Origin of the sequence: Halofilum ochraceum, from assembly GCF_001614315.2 — a bacterium.
In the GTDB taxonomy this organism is placed as follows: domain Bacteria; phylum Pseudomonadota; class Gammaproteobacteria; order XJ16; family Halofilaceae; genus Halofilum; species Halofilum ochraceum.
This window is the reverse complement of the sequence record NZ_LVEG02000004.1, coordinates 24,659-44,388: the sequence shown is the minus strand read 5'-3', so window position 1 is coordinate 44,388 and position 19,730 is coordinate 24,659. Positions and strand designations below refer to the sequence as shown.

Here is a 19,730-nt window from a genome sequence, read left to right as displayed (position 1 = left end):
CTCGCGGGTACCCCCAGGTCCGATGACGGCAAGCTAACCCAGGCAGGGGCGGGGCACAACCGCCCGCGCCGGGTTCACTCCGTAACCCGGCGCGGGCGAACGGGGGGGAATCAGACCTCGACCGGCTCCTCGGCCTGATGCTCGCGGGCGAGCACGAGGTAGACCCCTGGCAACACGAACAGCGTGAACAGCGTGCCGATCGTCATGCCGCTGGCGATCACCAGGCCCATGTTGAAGCGGGCACCGGCACCGGCACCGGTCGCCAGGATCAGCGGGACCACCGCCAGCACCAGCGCCGCCGTGGTCATGAGCACCGGCCGCAGGCGAATCGCCGAGGCGTGCTCGATGGCGGTCCGTTTGTCATAACCCTCGCGCTGCAGCTGATTCGCGAACTGCACGATCAGGATGCCGTGTTTGGAGATCACGCCGATCAGCGTAACCAGTCCGACCTGGGTGTAGATGTTGATCGACGCGTCCCACGGGATCATCGGTGTACCGCCGAGCGTGACGAAGATCAGCGCACCGGCCACCGCCATTGGCACCGTTACGAGGATGATGAGCGGGTCACGGAAACTCTCGAACTGCGCCGCCAGTACCAGGAAGATCACGGCGATCGCGATAAAGAAGGTCACGACCAGCGCGCTGCCCTCCTGCACGTACTGCCGCGAGCTGCCGGCGTAGTCGACGGTGTACCCGCGCGGCAGGGTCTCCTCGGCGGCCTGCTGCAGGAACCCGATGGCCTCGCCGAGCGAAACACCCGGGCGCGGCACGCCCTCGATCTTGGCCGAGTTCAACTGCTGGAAGCGGCGCAGTTCCTGGGGCTGTACGGTCCGCTCCAGCGTGACCAGCGTCGACATCGGCACCAGTTCGCCGTTGCTTGCACGGATGTGGTAGTCCTGCAGCTGCTCCGGATTCAGGCGCTCCATGCGCGTGACCTGCGGCGTGACCTTGTAGCTGCGGCCCTGGATGCTGAAGCGGTTGACGAAACCACCGCTCATCATCGAGCCGAGCTCGCGGCCGATTTCGGCCATGGTGATACCGAGGTCGGCGGCCTTCTCGCGGTCGATCTGGATGCTCACGCGCGGCTTGTCGTAGTTCATGTTCGAGCTGGCGAACACGAACAGGCCCGACTCCTGCGCCTTGCGCAGCATTTCCTGCGATACGTCGTAGAGCTGGCGGGCCTCATCGGTGGTGCCGATCACGAACTGCACCGGCAGGCCACCGCTGGAACCGGGCAGCACCGGCGGCTCGAACGCGACCGAGTCCATGCCCGGCACCTGCGATGCCTTGGCCTGCAACTCGTTCTTGAGTTCACCCGAGGTCTTCTCTCGCTCGCTCCAGGGCACGAACGCCATGCCGGTAATGGCCGTGTTCGACTTCGGCGGACCGCCGAAGGCGACGCCGTTGAACTGGAATACACGGGCCACGGCGTCCATGTCCATCGCCATGTCCGTGATTTCCGAAGTGAACAGCTCGGTCTGATCGAGCGACGCGGTGGGCGCACCGTCGGACTTGACCAGCACGAAGCCCTGGTCCTCGTCGGGCGCCAGTTGCGACTTCGCGCTGGTGAACAGGAACACGCAGCTGACCAGCACGACGGCGCCGAAGACGAGGATCACGGGCAGCGTGTTCAGCGCACCGTGCAGCCGCCGCTCATAGGCGCCCTGGAATTTGTCGAAAACGCGATCGAGAAACGCCTCCAGGCGTCCGCGCTGCTCACCGTTACCGTGCCCCTTGAGGATCTTAGAGCACATCATCGGCGACAGCGTGAGCGCCACGATGCCGGAGATAATCACGGCGCCGGCGAGCGAGAAGGCGAACTCGGAGAACAGCGTACCGGTGAGCCCGCCGACGAAACCGATCGGCGCGAACACGGCCAGCAGCGTGATCGTCATCGCGATGATGGGGCCGCCGAGCTCGCGCGTACCCTTGATCGCCGCCTCGTAGGGCGTCATGCCCTCCTCGATATGGCGATGGATGTTCTCGACGACGATGATCGCGTCGTCCACCACGAGGCCGATCGCCAGCACCATCGCCAGCAGGGTCAGCAGGTTAATGGAGTACCCGAGCGTCAGCATGATGAATGCCGTGCCGACGATCGACAGTGGCACGGCGATCACCGGGATAGCGACACTGCGCAGTGAGCCGAGGAAGGCGAAGATCACCACGATCACGATCACGATCGCCTCGATCAGGGTCATGACGACCTCGTTGATCGATTCCTGCACCGCCTCGGTCGCATCGTAGGGGATCGCCGACTCGAGCCCCGTGGGCAGCTGCGACTTGATATCGGCGTAGGCCTCGCGCACACCCGCCGCGACATCCAGCACGTTGGCGCCGGGCGCCGGATCGATGCCGATGAACGTCGCCGGCGTGCCGTTGAAGTTCACCGAGGTGTCGTAGCTCTCGGCCCCGAGTTCGATATCGGCCACGTCGGACATGCGGATCGTGGCGCCCTCGGTCCGCTTGATGACGAGGTCGCGGAACGCCTCGGTCGAATTGAGGTCGGTGTCCGCGGTCAGATCGACCGTGATCATCTGCCCGCGTGTGGAGCCCACCGCTGCCTGGAAGTTGTTCTCCTCGAGCACCTGGCGTACCTGCGCGGCCGTCACGCCGAGCGAGGCCATTTTGTCGGGCTGCAGCCAGACGCGCATCGCGAATGTGCGCGCACCGATGATCCGCGCCTGCTGCACACCCGCGACGGTGTTCAGCTTCGGTTGCACGACGCGCACCAGGTAATCGGTGATCTGGTTGTTCTCCAGCACGTCGGAGAAGAAGCTCATGTACATGAGCGAGGTCGACTCGCCGACCTGCAGGTCCAGCGTCGGCGCCTGGGCTTCCTGCGGCAGGTCGCTGCGGACCTGGTTCACCTTGGACGTGATCTGGGTCAGCGCGTCATACGGGTTGTAGTTGAGTTCGAGATTGGCCGTGATGATCGACACGCCCTGCACACTCGTCGACTCGATGTAGTCGATCCCCTGAGCGGTGGCGATCTCGGTCTCCAGCGGGGTCGTGATGAATCCCTTGACCAGGTCCGCGTTGGCGCCGGTGTAGACCGTCTGGATGGTGATAGAGGCGTTCTCGGCCTGCGGATATTCGCGCACGGTCAGGCCGAGATACGAGCGCACGCCCACGAGCACGATCAGCAGGCTGATGACCGTGGCGAGGACCGGCCGGCGGATGAAGATGTCGGTAAAGTACATGGAGTGACCTCGACCGCCGGCCTACTGGTTACCGAGCTCGGGCGACGGATCGTTCGTCGGCTCGGGCGTGTTGTCGATCTTCACCTTCGATCCGTTGCGCAGCTTGATCTGGCCACTGGTGACGACCCGCTGGCCGGGCTCCACACCCTGCGTGACCTGCACCTGGTCGCCGCGACTCGCACCGGTCTGCACGAACTTGCGCTCGACAGTCAGCTGCGTCTCGCCGCCTTCGGTCTGCGTCTCGTTGACGAGGAAAACGGAATCGCCGTACGGGTTATAGGTGATCGCCGTCTGCGGGAGCGTCACGACGTCGGATTCCTGCGGCAACTGCACGGCGGTCTGCACGAACATGCCGGGACGCAACCGGCCCTCCGGGTTGCCGATGCGGGCGCGGACCGCGACATTGCGTGTCGACTGCTCCACCTTCGGACTGATCGCGGTGATCTGCCCGGTAAAGGTCTCGTTGCCCCAGGCATCGACCCGCGCGCGGACGGGCTGCCCCGCCTCGATACGCGAGAGTTCCTGCTGCGGCACGTTGAAATCGACGTTGATCGGATCGAGCGTCTGCAACGTGACCACGCCCGCACCGATATCGAGGTACTGACCCCGATCGACGTTGATGATGCCGATGCGGCCCGCGAACGGCGCCCGGATCGTCTTCTTGTCGAGCGAGGCCCGAACCGCATCGACGCGCGCACGGGCCTGTTCCAGCTGGCTCTGGGCGCGGTCCACGTCCGACTCGGAGTTGGCGTTCTGCTGCCGCAGGCGCCGCTGGCGCTCGAGCTCAAGCTCGGCGAGCCGGGCCTCGGCCTGGGCACCGCGCAGCTCGGCGCGCAGACCGTCGGCATCCAGCTCAACCAGCACCTGCCCTTCCTCGACGACGGCACCGTCGTCCACCTCGACCGCGGTCACCCGCCCGTCGATCTCGGCGGTGATGTCGACGCCGCGCACGGCGGTGAGCGATCCCACGGCGCTGATGACCGGCTTCCAGGTCGTCACCGCGGCCTCCGTGGCACTGACGGTGTGCACCGGGGCCGGTTGGTTCGACATCGCCTGCTCGGTCATGCGCGCCACCCACGCCTTATAGCCGAACACGCCCCCGAAGATGATCAGGCACCCCAGCAGGGTGAAGAACATGCGCTTCTTCATTCGTTATCCCCTTCCCCGTCGCCCCCGTGCTCCCGCGGGCGCAGACCGTCAAACAGTACGCGACCGACCAGCGCCGCATAACGCGCCGGATCGTCGACGAAATCAACGCCCGGCAGGTGTTTCAGTACATGCTGCGACTGGAACATGAACACATTACAGGCGAGCAGCATCGACGCCGCCAGGGCCGGCGGCACATCGCCCGCGATCTCGCCGCGGGCCTGCCCTCGCTCCAGCACGGCCACGATGCGGCCGAATGCATCGTCGAAGACCTCCGTGGCGAGCGCCTGACCGCGGCGCGGTCCGCTGTCGAGGATCTCGCGCAGGATCAGATGAGAGTAATCCGACTGCGCTGCCATGGTCGCCAGGTCCGCGCGCACGAAATCCGCCAGCCGCTGCCCGAAATCACTGCGCTCCCCCTCGAATGCGTCGATCGAGGTTTCAAACCGGCCGCAGGCATCGCGCATGACCGCCAGGTACAGCGCGTCCTTGCTGCCGAAGTGATGGAACACGTTGGCCTTGCTCGTGCCCGCGCGCACGGCGATCGAATTCATCGAAACGGCATCGAACCCGGACTCGGCGAACAGGTCGGTCGCCGCGCGGAGGATTTCGTCCCGACCGGCGGACTGGTTTTGCGGCGACTGCGGCATGTGATCTATACTCCGGCTGACCGACCGATCGGTCAGCGGCGCAGTTTACGCCAGCTGATCGGCAAGCGCAAAACCCCGGCGGGGCGCGCCTTGCCGGTCTCACGCAAAGACCGTACCCTCGGCGGGCTGACGGTATAGGGGACACGGGCATGGACGAAATGAACTTCGAGCGCGCGCGCTACAACATGATCGAGCAGCAGATCCGGCCGTGGTCCGTGCTCGACCCGTCCGTGCTGCGCACGCTCGGCGCCCTCCCGCGTGAACGCTTCGTGCCACCGGATTACCGCCGGCTCGCCTACTCCGATACCCGCATACCGTTGGGCCATGGTCACACGATGATGCCACCGGTCGTGGAAGGACGCCTGCTGCAGGCGCTGGAACTGACCGGGGACGAAAACGTGCTCGAGATCGGCACCGGCAGCGGCTATGTCACGGCCTGCCTCGCCGGCATGGTGCATTCGGTGGAATCAGTGGACATCCACGAGGAGTTCACTGCATCCGCGCGGGAGCGTCTGCGCGAACTGGACATCGATAACGTCACCCTGGCAACCGGCGACGCCGCGGCGGGCTGGAATGGCGGTCATCGGTTCGACGCGATCGCCCTGACCGGGTCCGTGCCGGCCGTACCCGATGCCTACCGCCAGGCCCTGACGCCGGGTGGCCGGCTGTTCGCGATTATCGGCGACACCAGCCAGCCGGTGATGGAGGCGATACAGATCACCCGCGTGGGCGACGAGGAATGGTCGGTCGAGAGCCTGTTCGAGACGTGGATCGCGCCGCTGGAGAACACCAGCCGGCCCCGACGTTTCGAATTCTGAACATCGCCGCAGCCGGGAGTCTTTGCGCGTCAGCATGATCCCATCCAGTGCGCGCCGGCCTGAGCGGATGCGCCGCGCCGCGACCATGGTCCGCGTAGCGACCGTTGGCGGGGCGGCGGATGCCACGTCGGCGGCCCGCCCGGGATGGCCATCGTGACTCGTGAATACCGCCCGGAAGGCCCCACGGAGTACCGTATCGATGTTTTTTGATCGCCCTCTGCGAACCACCGCCTGCGCGGTCGCGCTCGGCCTGTTGCCGGCCACGGCGCTGCACGCGGCAGACCTCGTCTCCATCTACGAAATGGCGTTGCGCAACGACCCCACGTTCGCCGCCGCCGAATCCGAATACGAAGCCGAGCTGGAGGCCCGGCCCCAGGCCCGCGCGGCACTGCTGCCACAGATCAACGCCTCGGCCGGGTATTCCGACAACACCGAAGACAGCGGCCGGGTGGAGAGTGATTACACCCGCGAGCAGTACCAGATCGAGCTGCGCCAGCCGCTGTTCGACTGGGCGGCGTTCGCGGGACTGGATCGGGCCGATGCCCGGATCGGACGGGCCGAGGCGAATCTGGCCGCGGCGAAACAGGACCTGATCCTGCGGGTATCCGAGGCCTATTTCGAGGTGCTGAGCGCGCGCGACGGTGTCCGCTTCGCCAGAGCGGAGAAGGAAGCGATCGCACGCCAGCTCGAACAGGCTCAGCAGCGCTTCGAAGTGGGCCTGATCCCGATCACCGACGTGAAATCCGCGCAGGCCAGTTACGATCTGGCGGTCTCGCGGGAGATCGAGGCGGAGAACGCGCTCCAGAACGCCCGCGAGGCACTGCGCACGGTGATCGACCGCCCGCCCGGCCGGCTGGATATCGTTTCGGATGACCTGCCGCTGACCCGCCCGGAACCGAACAATGTCGAGGCCTGGGTCGAGCGCGCACTCGAGCAGAACCCGAATTTTCTGGCAGCCCGGGCCAACGCCGAGGTCGCGCGTGAGGATATTCAGCAGGCCCGCGCGGGGCATTATCCGGAGGTCGATCTCTACGCCCGGCGCAGTGACTCCGATTCCTCCGTGGATGGTGTGGGATCGCAGGGGCAGTCGCTGGATTCGACCACCGACTCGATCGGCGTGGAACTGAGCTGGAATCTGTTTGCCGGCGGCGCGACCAGCTCGCGGACCGATCAGTCGCGCTCGCTGTTCCAGGCCGCGCAATCGCGCATGGTCGAGGCGCGCCGCGGGGCGAGTCAGAGCACACGCGACGCATTCCGCGGCCTCTCCTCGGCCATCAGCCAGGTGGAGGCCCTCGCGCAGGCGGTGGAATCGAATGAGGCGGCGGTCGAGGCCGAGCGCGCCGGCTTCCGGGTCGGTACGCGCACGGCGGTCGACGTCCTCTCGGCCCTGCGCGATCTCTACGGCGCCCAACGCGATTATGCCGACGCGCGGTACAATTACATCCTCAACCGGCTGCGGCTGAAACAGGCCGCCGGCACGCTGACGGTGGAGGACGTGCGGGCGGTGAACGCCTGGCTTCAGGAGGCCGAGGAAGGCGACAACGCAGGCTGATTCAGCCGCCGCGGCACCCGTGCTGGGAGGAACGAGCCACGCCATGACACGCCCCATGCTGCTCGATGCCGAGGATTCGGTCCTGCTGATCGTGGACATGCAGACCCGCCTCGGGGCCGCCATGCCCGCCGACGCCTGGGCCGACACCCGGGCGACGGCCGTGCTGCTGGCCCGGGCCGCGGACATCCTCGACCTCCCCGTTATCGTCACTCGCCAGTACCCCAAAGGCCTGGGCGACACCGTCCCGGAGGTCGCCACGGTGTTGCCCGACGCGAGCGTGACGGTCGACAAGACGGCCTTCTCTTCGGCTGACGCGGACGGCGTGCGCGACGCCCTGGACATGACGGGGCGGAATCAGGTGGTCGTGTGCGGCATGGAGGCCCATGTCTGCGTCCTGCAGACGGCCGCCCGGCTCGACGCACTGGGGTACACGCCCTTCGTGGTCTCCGACGGTGTCTGCTCACGCTCGCCGACCCATCGCGACAACGCGCTCGGGCGACTCGGTCATGGCGGCATTACGGTCACCAACCGCGAGTCCTGCCTGTTCGAGTGGCTGCGCGATGCACGCCATGAACATTTCCGGGCCGTCACCTCGCTGATCCAGTGAGCACCGCCAGGCGTAAACGCGGCTCCCGCAAGCCACACCACGCGAGCGGCGCGGCCCTGGCCTTGCCACGCTGGTGGCCAAGCTGGCTGGGCATCGGCCTGCTGTGGGTCATCGGCCATTTGCCGCTGCGGATCCAGCGGCCGATCGGGCGCGGTATCGGTCTCCTGCTCTATGCGCTGTCCCGGGAGCGTCGACGGGTTACGCGGATCAATTTCCGACTCTGCTTCCCGGAACTCGATGATCGGGAGCGCGAGCGCCTGGTCCGGGCCCATTTCGCGATGCTCGGCGAGAGCGTGTTCGAGATGGCCTACGGCTGGTGGGGTCCGGCCCGCCGCCTGCAACGCCTCGGCGCCATCGTCGGGCGGGAACACCTGGATGCCGCGCTCGCACGCGGCCGGGGCGTCATCCTGCTGCAGGGGCACTTCCTGACCACGGACATCGCCGGACAGATCCTCGGCATGGAGGTCGCATTCACGGCGACCTACGCACCGCCCAAAAACCCGGTCATGCGCGCCATGACCGAGCGCGTGCGCGGGCGCTTCATCCAACGCCAGATCCACCATGCCGAAGTCCGGACGATCCTGCGCGCACTGGCCGACAACGAGATCGTCTGGCACGGCCCCGATCAGGTCGCGAAGCATGGGGCCGGGATCCAGGCCCGATTCTTCGGGCAACCGGCCCAGACCAACACGGCGACGGCGAAACTGGCCCGGATCAGCGGTGCCGCGGTGGTGCCGTATCACCCGGTGCGACTGCCGGACGGCCGCTACGAACTGCGGCTCGAGCCACCATTGGCCGAATTCCCCGGCAAGGATATCGAGGCGGCGACACAACGGGTCAATGACACCATCGAGGCCCATGTCCGCGCCGCGCCCGAGCAGTACCTGTGGTCCCACCGCCGCTTTAAGCCGGTGCGCAAGGGCGACCCGAGTCCGTACCGATGAGCCGCCCCCCGCTGCGCTACCGCCTGGCGAGCCTGGGCCTCGCCCTCCCGCTCGCCGGCTATACGCTGGTGCGCACCGCACGCGACGGGGGTGCCGCCTATCTGTACGGGCGCTACGGCTATACCGGCACCCGCACCGACGGCGCCGTGTGGATTCACTGCGCATCGGTCGGGGAAGTCGCGGCCGCGGCGCCGTTGTTGCGCGAACTCGACGACCACGGGATCGGCCCGCTGCTGATTTCGACGGCCACACCGACCGGTCAGACGCGGGCCCGCGCCCAGGCCCCTGCCGGGGCGGCCGTCGCCTACCTGCCGGTGGACCGTCCCGGCCCCGTGCGCCGGTTTCTTGAGCGCACGCGCCCGCGGGCCGCGCTGATCCTCGAAACCGAACTCTGGCCACATCTGTTCGGGGCGCTCGAAGACCAGGCGGTCCCGATCGCGCTGGTCAATGGCCGCCTGTCGCCACGGACACTCGAGGCCCCCGCGTGGTGGCGCCACACCGCCGCGTGGTGCCTGCGGCGCATCCGCCAGGTGCTGGCGCGCTCGGACACGGATCGCGACCGTTTCCGGGATCTCGGGGTCGATCCGGACCGGCTGGAGGTCGTCGGCAACCTGAAGTTCGCCGCGCCGGGTGGCGCGCCGGCCACGGCCATCGAGCCGGGCGCCCCGTTCGTGCTCGCCGCATCCACCCACGAGGACGAGGAACTGCAGCTCGCCCGCGCCTGGGCCGAGGCGGGTTCCGGTGAGCATCTGCTGGTGATCGCGCCACGGCACCCGGACCGCGGCGCCGACATCGCGTCGGCCCTGCGTGCCGAGAGCTTCGAGGTACGGCGCCGGAGCCAGGGCGAGCCCGCGGGTACGCCCGGCTCAATCTATCTGGCCGATACGCTGGGCGAGCTCACCGGACTGATCGCCGGGGCCGAGGCGGTCATAATGGGCGGTTCGCTGATTCCCCGCGGCGGCCAGAACGTGCTTGAACCCGCGCGTGCCGGACGGCCCATCGTGACCGGCCCGCACATGTTCAACTTCGCCGATGAAACGGAGCGGCTCGAGGCGGCGGGCGCGTTGCTGCGCCGGGCCGATGCGTCGGAGGTCATCGCGGCCGTCACCGGACTGCTGGCGGCGCCGGACGAGCTCCAGCGGATGGGCGCGGCCGGGCGGGAACTGATGGAACGCGAAGCGGATATGGGCGAACGCTATCTGCGTGCCCTGCTCAGGGCCGTGCCGGAATTGTCCGATCCGGAACGCGGTACCGCTCAGTCGGGCCGCGGATAATCCAGAGAGCAATCGCGAGCAAGCTCGCTCCTACAGATAAAGCTGCAACCGGGTGGCAGGATTCATGTAGGAGCGAGCTCGCTCGCGATCAACGCCCGCCACCGTCCCGGGACCGAAATCCCGCCGCAGAGCGACGCGGTGCTGCCATCATTCACCCCGCCGACCGATACCCCGCCAGCAGCCGCTGCCACTCGCCCTCACCAAAGCCGAAGTCCGGATCCCCCGCCCGCAGCTTGCCGAGCGAGCGATGCAGACGCGCCAGGTTGCCATGGCTCCAGCGCCCGCGTGGCCGCAGCCGCAGGCGGGCGCGATCGAAATCAATCAGATAGACCTTCCCCGCGTCATCGAGCAGCACGTTGTGCGCATTCAGGTCCGCGTGATCGACGGCGAGTGCATGGAAGCGGGCGATCGTGAAGCCGATCTCCGGCCAGGTGGCCACGTCCAGCGGCCCCTGAGTCAGGGCCTCGGCCAGCGTACGGGTACCGGGCAGATACCCGGTCACCAGATCGCCACGATACCAGGGCGACAGCGGGCCGGTCGGTGCGATGCGCGCGGCGACCGGCGCCGGTACCGGCATACCACCCGCATACAGGCGCGTAAGCAGCGCGAGTTCACGCCAGGGGCGACTATTGCGCAGCCCCGTGCGCACATAGAGATCGTCACTCAGATGCCGGATGAGACCGCCACGGCGGTAGTGGCGCAGGACGAGGCGACGACCATTGGCCTCGAACAGGACGGTGGCGCCGCGCCCGGCCGTGCCGCTGGCCCCCGTATGCCCCGCCGCGGCCAGCGCGGCCGGATCGAACCAGGCGTCGTCGGGGCGCGGGCCGTTGTCGGGCCAGACGACGAACGTGCCGCCCCGGACCTCCAGCCGCAGGTTGCAGGTCTGGTTTCCCTCGGTATCGTTCACCGGCAGTTCTCCCGGGGCGGACCGGCGATTCGTGTGGACGCTTCGTTCATGGCCCGCGAGTCTGCGGCAGGCGTTGCCACGATGCGACCCCAAAGCGCGGCCGGACTTTCAAGCGGGCCGCCGATGGCCGAGAATCGGCGCCCTCATCCCGCTGGCCGATCACCGATGGAAACGCCGCCTTCAAGCCTGTGTCTGCTGCGCCTGTCTGCACTGGGCGACGTAACCCATGCCGTGCCGGTCGTGCGCACCCTGCAGAAGGCCTGGCCGGAGACGCGCCTGACGTGGATCATCGGCCGGCTCGAGGCCGAGCTCGTCGGCGACCTGCCGGGTGTCGAGTTCATCGTCTTCGACAAGGGCCGCGGTTTCGCGTCGTACCGGGACCTGTATCGCCAACTGCGCGGCCGCCGGTTCGACGTGCTGCTGCAGATGCAGGTCGCACTGCGAGCGAATATCGCGGGCCGGCTCGTGCGCGCGCCCCTGCGGATCGGTTTCGACCGCGCCCGTTCGCGGGACGGCCATGGGCTGTTCGTGAACCGGCGGATCGAGGACAACCCGCGTGTGCACGTGCTCGACGGTTTCTTCGATTTCCTCCGTGCCCTGGGAATCGAGGAACGCGAACTGCGCTGGGATATCCCGGTACCGGAGGACGCGGCGGATTTCGCCCGAAGGCACTTACCGGACGGCGAACGCTATCTTGCGATCAACGCCTGCACGAGCGCGCGCGTGAACAACTGGCGCAACTGGTCGGCGGAGCGCTACGCGGCCGTCGCCGATTACGCCGCGACCGCACATGGCCTGCGCACGGTCCTGACCGGCGGCCCCGCCCCCGCGGAACGCGCGATGGCCACTGCGATCGCGTCCCGCGCACAGCATCCGGTGATCGACCTGGTCGGCGCCACCCGGCCGAAGGAACTGCTCGCGGTTCTGGGACGCGCGGACCTCGCAATCGCGCCGGACACCGGACCGCTGCACATCGCGGCGGCGGCGGGAACGCCGGTCATCGGGCTGTACGCCACCTCGAATCCCTGGCGCACGGGCCCGTATCGCTGGCGCGAATGGGTCGTCGACCGCTACCCCGAGGCATTGGCCGCGGAGACGGGGCTACACCCGGAAGACACGCGCTGGGGGCGGCGGGTGCGTGACCCCGCCGCGATGCAGCGGATCAGCGTTGACGATGTCACGGCCCGCCTCGATGCGCTCCTGGCCAACCATCAGGCCCCCTCAAGTCCGTAATCCCGAAACGCGCGCCGGAACTCCTCGGCGATCGAAAGCTCTTTGTGCCAGCGCTCGACGAGTTGCCGTACATCGCGCCGCGCATAACGCCGAAAGACGAGCGACCAGGGCGGATGGCGCACGGTCACGTCGAGATCGATCAACACGGGCCGGCCCTCATGAATCATGAAGTTTTCAGGCCGGTTGTCACCGTGGGTAATCCGCGCACGATGCAGACGCGCATAAATATCCACGATCGCCTTGATCAGCCGGGTACGCTCACCCGGGTCGATGTCCGGAGCCGTCAGACAGGTGCGTGCGTCCTGGCCGGACACCCACTCCGAAATCAACCAAGACCGACCGCGGAACGGGCCGTGCCGGGCGTCGACATACGCGATCGCGCTCGCGGTCGGCACCCCGAACGCTTCGACGGTATGGGCCGCATACCAGCCGCGTGCCGCCCGGCTCGGCAGGAAAGCGCGTTTGAACGCCTTCGACGCCGTCTTGGCGTGGCTTTGCTTGACCACCACGTCGCGCCCGTCGATGCGACCATGCACGACCCGTGAACGGGCGTTGTCCTTGAGTACCGTGACCGCGTCCGAATGAGTGAACGCGAGTGGATCGGCGAGCACGCAGCGCAATGCTGGAGAATTGTAATCCAGCACTATCTCCCCCCGGAGGCGTCCCCCCTCAAAGCGGGCCGGACCGACGGGGCGCTCGCCCTTGAGATAGAACATGTGTTATCCCGCACGCCGTCGTTCAGTACTCTGCACGGGCCGCCGGAGGCGCCGTGATCCCAGTTCCTGGCGGTTTACGACCAATGGGCAGACCGTTCCGCCGCGATCCGGGCAATCAGATCGGTGGTCGAGTAACCTGCTGCAAAATCGACGACACGGACCTTCCCCCCGTAGGCGGTCACGGCGTCATAACCGGCAATCGACTCGGGCTCGTAGTCCCCACCCTTGGCCAGCACATCCGGGCGGACCCGGGCGATCAACTCCGCGGGGGTATCCTCGGAGAACGGCGCGACGAGATCGACGCAGTCGAGCGCCACCAGCATCGCCATCCGGTCCGCGAGCGGCGTCACCGGCCGCTCCGGACCCTTGAGGCGGGCAACCGACGCGTCGTCATTGACCGCGACGACCAGTCGATCGCCGAGCGCACGCATGGCCCGCAACGATTGCAGGTGACCGACGTGGAGCAGATCGAAACAGCCGTTGGTCATGACCACGCGCTCACCGCGTCCGCGCGCCGCCTCGACCTCGGTGACCAGCCCGGCCGCATCGACGATGCGCCGGTCGCCGGGGCGGTCGACGGTCTCGACGGCGTGGCGGAGCTCATCGTAGGTGACCTGGCTCGCACCGAGCCGCGAGACCACGATCGCCGCCGCGTGGTTCGCCAGCCGCACGGCATCCGCCAGCGCGACGCCCGCGGCGGTGGCGGCCGCGATGACGCCGATGACCGTGTCGCCGGCGCCGGTCACGTCGAACACCTCGAGGCGATGCGCGGGGATGTGCAGCCCGCGCTCATCAGACGCGATGAGACTCAGTCCCTCCTCGCTGCGCGTCACCAGCAGCGCTTCGAGCCCGAGGCCCCCCACCAGTTCACGTGCTCGCGCCTCCAGCGTCTCGACATCCGCGCACGGCCCCACGACACGCTCGAACTCGCCGCGATTCGGGGTGATCAGGTGGGCGCCACGGTAGCGCTCGAAATCATCGCCCTTGGGGTCGACCAGGACCCGGCAGCCGGCGTCCCGGGCGATCGCGATGACGTCACGGACGGCGGATCCCAGCGTGCCTTTGGCGTAATCGGAGATCACCACGACATCAGCCTCGGTCACGCGCGCGCGCACGCGATCAAGCAACGGCGCGTGATCCACCGTGGTGAAGCCATCCTCGATATCGAGCCGCATCAGGTGTTGATTGCGGCTCAGGACCCGCATCTTGGTGATCGTCGGCGAGCCGGGAACGATGACCAGATCGTGCGCGACCCCGGCGGATTCCAGCCCGGCGCGCAGCACATCCGCCGCCTCGTCCGCCCCGACCATCCCGATCAGCGTCGCCCGCGCGCCCAGCGTGGCCACGTTCAACGCCACGTTCGCCGCGCCGCCCGGCAACGCCCGGAAGTCATTGACGTCCACCACCGGCACCGGCGCCTCGGGCGAAATCCGCTTCGTCCCGCCGGCCCAGTACCGGTCCAGCATTACATCGCCGACGAGCAGCACCCGGGCGGTGGACAGGGATTGTTGATCGGGGATCATTGGCGGACGCTCACTCCGGGGTTACGCGAACCACTGCGAAACTGCTGTTAGAACCACGAATGAACACGAATGGTTCTCGTGCATCATCGGCCTTCCGGGAGCTTCGCTGACAGGCTTTGGTTCCGATTCGCGTGTAATGCGGGACCCACACATCAGCGAAGCTCCCCAAAGCGGTCTGACCCCCGCGAGCCATTCGTGTCCATTCGTGTCCATTCGTGTTCATTCGTGGTTCCAGAAAACAACCTCAATCGAACGTATATCCGAGTCGCTCGATATCGGGCGCGTAGTGTCGGGCGACCAGTTCGCGGGATTCGTCGTCATAGTATCGGCGGTAGTCGTCGCGGTCGACCGCGCGGCGTTCATGCGGTAGTTGTATGCGCGGGATACCGATGCGGTCGCAGGCGGTGTCGAAGTCGGTCTGCAGGTTTTCGTAGCGGCCGATGAAATCGACGATCGTGTTCCCGTGTAAATCTACGATGTAGTCCGACTGCAATTCGCGCGAGATGTCGAGCATGTAGTCGTACGGCCGTTCCGGATCGAACTTGCGGCGCAGGAATTCCGGGAACGTCTTCACACCCTCCAGCACGTGCGGTTTCTCGCGCCCGATGTGATGCCACGAACTGACCTGCAGATCCCACGGATTGCGCACGAACACGAACTTGAACATCGAATCAAACACTTCGGCCGGGATCATCTCCTTCGCCGCGATGCACTTGGCATGCCGCGGGAACTTGACGCCCAAGCGGTGCCGCGGACAAGTCATCTGGCTCATCATGCTCGCGAAAAACAGTGCCGGCGCGTAGCGACCGGACCATCGATAAGGACGCAGCGCCCGCCGTACACTCGTGCCCCCCGTCTTTGCGATGTGCACGAACAGGAAGTTGTGGGGATGCGAGATCAGCATGGCGACTTCGGCGGTTCGATGCCGAGGACTTCGAGATAACGCGCGGTGCTGCGCTCGCGGGTGTATCCGGCGACAGCGACGCGCAGTGTAGCGCCGTCCGGCGGCGCGTCGAGCGTGGCGACGATAGCCGCGGCCATCGCCTCGAAGTCGCCGACCGGTACCAACGGGGCGATACGTCCGCCATCCAGCACCTCGCGCGGGCCACTGCGGCAGTCGGTCGCGACCACTGGCACGCCGAGATGCATCGCCTCGGTCAGCGCGTTGGGCGAGCCTTCCCAGGCGGACGAAAGCACGAACAGGTCGGCTCGGACCATGTATGCGTACGGGTTGGCGGCGAACCCGGCCAGATCCAGCGCATCGGCGATGCCGAGTTCGTCCGCCAGGCGTTCCAGTGCCCGCCGGTCTTCCCCCTCGCCAAGGATAAGCAGACGCGCTTCGCGTTGCCGACGGACCCGAGCAAAGGCCTTCAGCAGGGTGGGGAAATCCTTCTGCCGCGTAAGGCGGCCGACGCTCAGGATCACCGGCGCCGCGCCCTCACAGAGCCAAGGATGGTCTACGGATTCGCGCGCGCGTTCATCCAGTTCGCGCGTAATAACGGGATTGGGCAACACTGCAACCCGCGCCCGATCGACACCGCTGGTCGCCACCACGTCGTCGGCCACGCCTTGGGAGACCGCCACAATCGCGTCAGCGAGTGGATACAGTCGACGAATCGGGCCATAGCGCAGCATCCTGCGCAGTCGGCTCCGGCCTGCGAGCGATTGTGAAAGGGTATTACCAATGCGCACGACGATCCGCGTCGGCACGCCGGCCAAGCGCCGTGCCCGGATGGCCACACGCCCGGCACGGTCCTTCGCCGCGAGCAACGCACGCGGGCGCGCCCGCCGCAGGTAGAGCACAAGCCCAGGCAGGGCGAACACCGCATGGCGCGTACCTAAACGAACGACGTTCGCGCCCGCCGGGAGCGCATAAATGTGACCGCCCTCATTTCTCAACACGATTACGTCCACGACGCACCCGGCATCGAGCAACCCCTGTACAAGGTTGTTGATCATTCGTTCGACGCCGCCATCACCGGAGTAGGACACCAGCACGGCAACATCCGTCGGGGGAACAAAGCGCGACGATTTCATGCGCTCCCCGGCGCCGAATGGTATCCAAGGCGTTCCAGCCGCGACGCGACCTCGTCCGCGAAGGCACTCGTGGCTCGATTGCGGCGAAACGCATAGGCACGCGATGGATCGACCCGTGCGCCGATCTCGTTGATCTGATCCGCACTCAGTTCGACCCCGCAGAAACTCAGTACGCGGGAGAGCTCGTCACGCGGATTCAGCAATACCGACTCGTATTGGACTTCGAGCGCGCGAGATCCAAGGACCGTAGTATGCTCTCGGGCACGCGCAACGTAGTACTCCCATAGATCGAAGGCCCCGTCGAGCGTGGCGCAGCGCGCCTGGGGGCCGAAACCGCGGCGCTTGGGCGCAAACGGATTCCAGCAATACAGGTTACGGTGTCGCTCGTACCGGCGCGTGCGCCGACCTACCTCGCGCTCTCGCCGTACCCGCAGGCTCTCGGCAACATCGACACCGTGGCGCACTATATGAAGGACGCGCGCCTCAGGAAACAGGTCCAGCCAGAGCGGCAGCGTGCAGGTATTGCGCGGGTCCTTCCAGCCCCACGGCTCAGCAACCTGGTCGAGTCCCCGATAACGCAGCCAGCGGCGCGCACCGAGAAAACGAACCGAGGCCGGTCCCCGGACGATTCCGCCCAAATAATCGGTCAACCACGGTCGCAATGACTCGTCCTCGAGCAGCCAATCGACCGACTCCGGACGATCCCAGGTTGCGGAGGCCTGGTGTAACAGCCAGGCATTGACGGCATTGGTGAACCCAGCCTCCTCGTTCCGACTTGCGCCCCGCCCCATGAACAGGCCGGCCTGCCCCAATACGCGCGTCAAAAGGCTGGTTCCCGAGCGATGCATGCCGATTATGATTATGGGCGGGCGACCGGTCGTCATATCCCATCTCCTGAAGGGCAACCCATGACCTGAAGGTAGCGCCGCGCGGAAGCGCGCGCGTCGAACGATTCGACCGCCGCCCGCAGTGTTTCCGCTGGCGGTGGCTGATCGAGCATCTGTTCGATGGCGGTGGTCAGTTTTTGTTCGTCGCCGACTGGTATAACCGGACCAATGCGTCCATGCTGAAGAATGTCGCCAGGGCCCGTCGGACAGTCGGTTGCGACAGCCGGGGTACCGCATGCCAGCGCTTCGACGAGCACAGCTCCCGACCCCTCACGCCGTGAACAGAGCACGAATACTGCGGCTCTTCGCATCCAGCGATACGGGTTGCTCTCAAAGCCCGGAAGACGCATGTCTTCGCTGACTCCCAACTCACGTGCAAGTGCCTCAAGCCTTCCACGTTCCCCGCCCTGACCCAGGATGACCAGGCGCAGAACGCGAGTCCTTCGGAGAAGCCCGAAGGCCCGCACGAGGGTTGCGAAGTCTTTGCGCGGTTCCAACGATCCGACGCCCAGAATCACAGGCGGTGCGTCCGGTGCAAACCAGGGATCATCCAGAGGTTCCGTTGCGGCATGATCAAGGTGCTCGTTGACGATCGGATTCGGGATCACGTGCAGACGCTCCGGCGATACCCCGGCATAGTCCAGCAAATCACGGGCGACGCCTTCTGATGGCACGATTGCGGCGTCGGCGTACGGGTACCAGCGACGCATGGAGCGAAACAGTCGACGGCTTTGATGTGGCCTCATCGATGCCGCGAGCCCCGTAACGGACATGCCCATACGGATTGTTACTCTCATCGGCACGCGACTGATTATCCGCGCCAGCAGTGCTGCTCGGTTCAGCTTATGACTCGCCGTGATCAGTGCTGCCGGCCGTTCGCATCGAAGATACGCGATCAACGGAAACAGAACCGTACCCCGATGGGCTGCCCGCAGAGGTCGATGGGTCACATTGTCGGGAAGGATATCGATATAGGGACCGTGTCCGGCCACCGTCAGCAGATCGAATTCGCAACCCGCGTTGGCCAATTCCGGCAGGAGGTTGGCAAGTACACGATCCACACCGCTGTGCCCCGACGTAACAAACAATAGAGCAATCCGTTTCATGGCCGTATCCTCACGGAGGCTCGCGACCCTATCCCGAGAGCCGCGAGGTAGGCGTCGGCCACCCGGCTCGGCGCAAAACGATCGGCAGCACGCATCAAGACTTCGCTATCCGGCGGCGCATCCAGTACCTGCGCCATCGCCTCCGCGAACGCCGCGACATCGCCCACCGGCACGAGTGGGCCGAAACGCCCCGCTTCCAGAATTTCCGCCGGACCGCTCGGGCAATCGGTCGCGACCACCGGCGTCCCCGCGGCCAGCGCCTCGGCGAGAACGATGCCGAACCCCTCCCAGCGGGAAGAAAGTGCGAACAGAGCTGCCCCCCGAAGATAGGGAATAGCGCTTGAAACTTGGCCGGGGAGGTCAACGTCATCGGCGACGCCGAGTTCGGCAGCGAGCGATTCAAGGACGGAGCGCTGAGAACCTTCTCCGAGGATAAGCAACCGGCAGCGGCGTTGTGCGCGGAGACGGGCAAAGGCGCGTACGAGGAGCGCGAAGTCCTTTTGCGGTTCCAGACGACCAATCCCAAGGATTACCGGAACGCGATCGGCTTCCTCGTACGGCGCATTCGGGGCCGTCGATACAACCGTAGCGACGTCACCTGATTCGCCGGCCGTTTCGACTGGATTGTAGATCACCTGCACGAGATGTTCCGGAATCCCGAAATGGTGGCACAAATCCCGTTTCACTCCTTGGGAGACCGCGATAATCCCGTCGGCCTTCGGGTAGAGCCAGCGCACGAAAAGTCGCTGAACCCGGCGGGAAATAACGAGGCTCCACATATTGGTCACCGTGACATACACGGGCACTTCCAGGTGATAGATCATGCGCGCGAGCAACGTGACCTGAGCACCATGATCCTTGGCAGTTATAACCGCGTCGGGCTGCTGATCTCTCAGGAACGTGGCAACCTTTCCGATTCCGTCGAGTTTTGACCGGGTGTCGAGATCATACACGGCGACATCGCTCGGCAATTCCTCCGGATACGGTGTCTGACTGTCCCGAAGCATTGCGAGTATCACAGTCACATCGCGCCTGCGGAACTCGCGCACGAGCGTCATCAGCGTGCGTTCTATTCCGCCGTAAGACTTCATCGGCGCCACGAAGGCGACCTTCATGAACAAACT

The 19,730-nt window shown here is 66.3% G+C and carries 17 protein-coding genes; 6 read left to right on the top strand and 11 right to left on the bottom strand.

From position 1 onward, the window contains the following. Positions 1 to 110: 110 nt before the first annotated feature. From A0W70_RS04340 to A0W70_RS04330, 3 genes are read right to left on the bottom strand one after another with little or no spacing between them, the layout of a single operon-like run. Positions 111 to 3,203 carry an efflux RND transporter permease subunit gene (locus A0W70_RS04340; RefSeq protein WP_067560841.1) on the bottom strand — a complete coding sequence of 1,031 codons (3,093 nt, stop codon included), beginning with the start codon at positions 3,201 to 3,203 and terminating at the stop codon, positions 111 to 113. 21 nt (positions 3,204 to 3,224) lie between these two features. Continuing rightward, positions 3,225 to 4,352, bottom strand: a complete 1,128-nt coding sequence (locus A0W70_RS04335; RefSeq protein ID WP_067560839.1) for an efflux RND transporter periplasmic adaptor subunit — start codon at positions 4,350 to 4,352, stop codon at positions 3,225 to 3,227. After that, positions 4,349 to 4,999 (bottom strand): TetR/AcrR family transcriptional regulator, encoded by a 651-nt coding sequence (locus A0W70_RS04330; RefSeq protein ID WP_067560837.1) that lies wholly within the window; start codon positions 4,997 to 4,999, stop codon positions 4,349 to 4,351. The genes A0W70_RS04335 and A0W70_RS04330 overlap by 4 nt, the downstream gene beginning before the upstream one ends. 149 nt (positions 5,000 to 5,148) lie before the next feature. On the opposite strand from A0W70_RS04330, the gene A0W70_RS04325 reads away from it, so the two are divergent. The 5 genes from A0W70_RS04325 (at position 5,149) to A0W70_RS04305 (ending at position 10,194) form a co-directional block, all read left to right on the top strand. Then, positions 5,149 to 5,817, top strand: coding sequence for a protein-L-isoaspartate O-methyltransferase family protein (locus A0W70_RS04325; RefSeq protein ID WP_342670070.1), 669 nt, complete (start codon positions 5,149 to 5,151; stop codon positions 5,815 to 5,817). 199 nt (positions 5,818 to 6,016) lie between these two features. Next, the gene (locus tag A0W70_RS04320; protein WP_067560834.1) at positions 6,017 to 7,369 is read left to right on the top strand and encodes a TolC family outer membrane protein; all 1,353 of its coding nucleotides are present in this window, start codon (positions 6,017 to 6,019) and stop codon (positions 7,367 to 7,369) included. A 43-nt stretch (positions 7,370 to 7,412) separates the two neighbouring features. Then, positions 7,413 to 7,976, top strand: a complete 564-nt coding sequence (locus tag A0W70_RS04315) for an isochorismatase family protein (RefSeq protein ID WP_067560832.1) — start codon at positions 7,413 to 7,415, stop codon at positions 7,974 to 7,976. Further along, the gene (locus A0W70_RS04310; protein WP_067560830.1) at positions 7,973 to 8,920 is read left to right on the top strand and encodes a lysophospholipid acyltransferase family protein; all 948 of its coding nucleotides are present in this window, start codon (positions 7,973 to 7,975) and stop codon (positions 8,918 to 8,920) included. Before A0W70_RS04315 ends, A0W70_RS04310 begins: the two co-directional genes overlap by 4 nt. Beyond that, positions 8,917 to 10,194, top strand: a complete 1,278-nt coding sequence (locus A0W70_RS04305) for a 3-deoxy-D-manno-octulosonic acid transferase (RefSeq protein ID WP_067560828.1) — start codon at positions 8,917 to 8,919, stop codon at positions 10,192 to 10,194. The genes A0W70_RS04310 and A0W70_RS04305 overlap by 4 nt, the downstream gene beginning before the upstream one ends. A 151-nt stretch (positions 10,195 to 10,345) precedes the next feature. Here A0W70_RS04305 and A0W70_RS04300 read toward each other — a convergent pair whose 3' ends face one another. Further along, positions 10,346 to 11,104 (bottom strand): 3-deoxy-D-manno-octulosonic acid kinase, encoded by a 759-nt coding sequence (locus tag A0W70_RS04300; RefSeq protein ID WP_067560826.1) that lies wholly within the window; start codon positions 11,102 to 11,104, stop codon positions 10,346 to 10,348. Positions 11,105 to 11,269: 165 nt separating this feature from the next. Between A0W70_RS04300 and A0W70_RS04295 the strand changes: the two genes are divergently transcribed. Continuing rightward, positions 11,270 to 12,337, top strand: a complete 1,068-nt coding sequence (locus tag A0W70_RS04295) for a glycosyltransferase family 9 protein (RefSeq protein WP_139150720.1) — start codon at positions 11,270 to 11,272, stop codon at positions 12,335 to 12,337. Here A0W70_RS04295 and A0W70_RS04290 read toward each other — a convergent pair. From A0W70_RS04290 to A0W70_RS04265, 7 genes are all read right to left on the bottom strand, one after another. Beyond that, the gene (locus tag A0W70_RS04290; RefSeq protein WP_067560821.1) at positions 12,316 to 13,053 is read right to left on the bottom strand and encodes a lipopolysaccharide kinase InaA family protein; all 738 of its coding nucleotides are present in this window, start codon (positions 13,051 to 13,053) and stop codon (positions 12,316 to 12,318) included. The genes A0W70_RS04295 and A0W70_RS04290 overlap by 22 nt on opposite strands. A gap of 74 nt (positions 13,054 to 13,127) precedes the next feature. Then, on the bottom strand, positions 13,128 to 14,576 hold the full coding sequence (gene hldE / locus A0W70_RS04285) for a bifunctional D-glycero-beta-D-manno-heptose-7-phosphate kinase/D-glycero-beta-D-manno-heptose 1-phosphate adenylyltransferase HldE (protein ID WP_067560819.1): 1,449 nt from the start codon (positions 14,574 to 14,576) through the stop codon (positions 13,128 to 13,130). Between the two features lie 244 nt (positions 14,577 to 14,820). Beyond that, complete coding sequence (locus A0W70_RS04280) at positions 14,821 to 15,480, bottom strand: sulfotransferase family 2 domain-containing protein (protein ID WP_067560817.1); 660 nt, start codon at positions 15,478 to 15,480, stop codon at positions 14,821 to 14,823. Then, complete coding sequence (locus A0W70_RS04275) at positions 15,474 to 16,613, bottom strand: glycosyltransferase (RefSeq protein WP_067560814.1); 1,140 nt, start codon at positions 16,611 to 16,613, stop codon at positions 15,474 to 15,476. Before A0W70_RS04275 ends, A0W70_RS04280 begins: the two co-directional genes overlap by 7 nt. Further along, the gene (locus tag A0W70_RS04270; RefSeq protein WP_067560812.1) at positions 16,610 to 17,497 is read right to left on the bottom strand and encodes a sulfotransferase family protein; all 888 of its coding nucleotides are present in this window, start codon (positions 17,495 to 17,497) and stop codon (positions 16,610 to 16,612) included. The genes A0W70_RS04275 and A0W70_RS04270 overlap by 4 nt, the downstream gene beginning before the upstream one ends. Further along, on the bottom strand, positions 17,494 to 18,606 hold the full coding sequence (locus tag A0W70_RS16400) for a glycosyltransferase (RefSeq protein ID WP_075109832.1): 1,113 nt from the start codon (positions 18,604 to 18,606) through the stop codon (positions 17,494 to 17,496). Before A0W70_RS16400 ends, A0W70_RS04270 begins: the two co-directional genes overlap by 4 nt. Next, entirely contained in the window at positions 18,603 to 19,721 is a 1,119-nt protein-coding gene (locus A0W70_RS04265; RefSeq protein WP_070988363.1) for a glycosyltransferase, read from the bottom strand. The genes A0W70_RS16400 and A0W70_RS04265 overlap by 4 nt, the downstream gene beginning before the upstream one ends. Positions 19,722 to 19,730 lie beyond the last annotated feature (9 nt).